The sequence below is a fragment of the Schlesneria paludicola DSM 18645 genome, assembly GCF_000255655.1.
In the GTDB taxonomy this organism is placed as follows: Bacteria; Planctomycetota; Planctomycetia; order Planctomycetales; family Planctomycetaceae; genus Schlesneria; species Schlesneria paludicola.
In genome coordinates this window covers 3048134-3050885 of record NZ_JH636435.1, presented here as the reverse complement: position 1 = coordinate 3050885, position 2752 = coordinate 3048134, and the positions used below count along the sequence as shown (strand labels likewise).

Annotated in this window: 3 protein-coding genes; 2 read left to right on the top strand and 1 reads right to left on the bottom strand. The window is 52.4% G+C overall.

Translation table 11 applies throughout. From position 1 onward, the window contains the following. A partial coding sequence (locus tag OSO_RS0131065) for an integrase core domain-containing protein (RefSeq protein ID WP_010586820.1) occupies window positions 1–397 on the top strand: 397 nt, incomplete at its 5' end. 760 nt (window positions 398–1157) lie between these two features. Beyond that, window positions 1158–2324 carry a hypothetical protein gene (locus tag OSO_RS0131055; RefSeq protein ID WP_010586818.1) on the top strand — a complete coding sequence of 389 codons (1167 nt, stop codon included), beginning with the start codon at window positions 1158–1160 and terminating at the stop codon, window positions 2322–2324. Between the two features lie 79 nt (window positions 2325–2403). On the opposite strand, the gene OSO_RS52825 is transcribed toward OSO_RS0131055, so the two are convergent. After that, window positions 2404–2752, bottom strand: a 349-nt coding sequence (locus tag OSO_RS52825; RefSeq protein ID WP_010586817.1) for an integrase core domain-containing protein, incomplete at its 5' end; no start/stop codon positions are given.

Below are 2752 nucleotides of genomic sequence, written 5' to 3'. Positions count from 1 at the left end.
CCGGTACGTGCTGGCTTGGCAATTGTCCAACAGCATGGATGTGGAGTTCTGTATGGAAGCTCTCGACGAAGCGTTGAAGTATGGTCGTCCCGAGATCTTCAACACGGACCAGGGATCGCAATTTACGAGTCACGAATTTACCAAGCGACTCGAACAGGAGTCGATCGCCATCAGCATGGATGGGAAAGGGCGAGCGATTGACAACGTGATGATCGAACGACTTTGGCGAACCGTGAAATACGAGAACATCTACCTCAAGGAATACGTGACAGGAGCCGATTGTCATGAAGGATTGAAGGCGTACTTCCAGTACTATCGCCACGAGCGACCTCACCAGGGTTTGGCCAACCGCACTCCCTGGCAAGCCTATCAAATCCCTCGCTCCAGACCCCGGTGAAGACCATCTAAGAATTGGCTCCCGGTGGTCCGAAAAACGGGGTCCACTTCAGTCGGAGGATCTTGCAACATTGCTTCGGGAGCATGGAGCGTACGAGACCGCGCATGTTATCGGAGGCAGGCGCGAGATCGACGGACTGGAGTTGCCACTTGAGGAGGCCATCGATTCTGCGCTAGTAGACCTGAGCGGAGTGGTGGTGTCTTGTGTGCCCGGTCAACTCGCGCTATTCATCAAGGAGTTTCCGCCAGGAGACATTTATATTCTGAAGAAGTAGAACACATTTCATGACTGAGATTGGCAAGGAAACTGTGTATCAGATCGAACGTAAGGAGTATCGTTCATGGCTGACACCCGGAAGATAGAGCTCGCAGGATATACGTATTTTTCGATCGCGCAATGAGATCGCATTCGTTATTTTTTCTCTGATCATCCGTGTGGCGGTCGACTTGAGCTCACTCTGGATCGATTGCAGATTCCTGACAAATCGCTGGCAATCTGATCTACGACCGGGCCGCTGGCAGTGATCTGCTGCCTCAAAGGCTTCGTGATGACCGAGGGCATCCAGCTGTTCTGTCCCCACCGCAGAGGCCTAACTAGCGGGGCAGCATGATGTGACGTTGCAACTTCTCGAGTCTAAAACCGAGCTTCTTGCGGATGGCAAAGAATTAAGGCATTATGTCTGTGGGTTCGGGCAGTCGGTCGGTGAGCCAATATAGAGTCTTTCAGCAGCCAAAGTGAAAACTGTAGGCTTGGAGGCGAAATGAGAACAGTCCATCGGCGGTATTCAGCTCCTTTGATCGCTTGCATTCTGGTGGCATTCGGAACTGCGAACTGTGCATGGAGCGAGGACGCTCAATTGTTGCAGGATGTTTCCGATACATTCGAAGCTCAAGAACGAATGACGCAAAGTCTCTTTGTCCGTTTCAGTTGCAAGGCTCGTTTGATTGGAACAGCCCAAGAGGCAAGTAAATATCTTCGGATGATCACATTGCCGAGCAACTCGCAAACGTACGCATTTAAAGGCAATAAACGATATTACTCGATGGAGCGAACCGAGGATTTGTCTGGTGTCACCGCGAGTCTCATGCCGCTCGAGCCAAAAACGCAACCGATTCGGGCCGCGGCGAATCTTGCCTTCGCCTATGACGGGGCGACGCTTCGAAAACGTGGTCCTGGCGGCCAAACCGCGACAATTGGAGTTGGAAACCACGAGCTCGACGATGCGGGATGTTTTAGCCCAGAATATATGAGCCTCACATTCCGCACCCGACCGGATGTGCTCAATCCGCAGAATACACGAGCGAACAATCGAATGACCGGAGTCATCAAAAAAGGGCTATGCACGATTCGGCCGGCGCGCGAAGCGGTGGATGGTGCAGAATGTCTCGTGATCGATGTTGCCAGCGAACGCCCAATGTCACTCTGGTGTGATGCATCACTGGGGTATGTCGTTCGTCAGCAGATTGTCCGCGATTCGAATGCTGGTGTTTTGCTTGCGCGCACGATGTGCAGAGATTTTGTGGAGGTGTGTGAAGGAACCTGGTTCCCCAAACAAGCAACGTTTGAACGTTTCGCCGACGCCTCAGCTCCTGCTGAACTTCGCAATCGGCCTTTGGTCGCTGACGATTATCAAGTTGTTGATATTCATGCCAATGATGTGCTTGATGAACTGTTTCGATTAGAGCTTCCATCCGGGGCGATCGTCACGGACTTCACAAAACTTGAAGACGATGGAACGGGGAATCAGGTTGCAAGAACCTATCGGTCTGGAGCGAATGGCGCACGGCTAGACGAAACGCTTCAGACGATTCGAATGGAACGAGCAGCGGCAGATCGCTGGAGATTTGCTGTATTAGGGCTGACTCTAGTTCTATTCTGCGCGGCTGTCGTATGTAGCTTTGTGTGGTTAAAGAAGCGTCGCGCGTGACCTAATACGGCAACGGTTAGGGGACCAGTGAAGTGGACCCCGTTTTTCGGACCACCGGGAGCCAATTCTTAGATGGTCTTCACCGGGGTCTGGAGCGAGGGATTTGATAGGCTTGCCAGGGAGTGCGGTTGGCCAAACCCTGGTGAGGTCGCTCGTGGCGATAGTACTGGAAGTACGCCTTCAATCCTTCATGACAATCGGCTCCTGTCACGTATTCCTTGAGGTAGATGTTCTCGTATTTCACGGTTCGCCAAAGTCGTTCGATCATCACGTTGTCAATCGCTCGCCCTTTCCCATCCATGCTGATGGCGATCGACTCCTGTTCGAGTCGCTTGGTAAATTCGTGACTCGTAAATTGCGATCCCTGGTCCGTGTTGAAGATCTCGGGACGACCATACTTCAACGCTTCGTCGAGAGCTTCCATACAG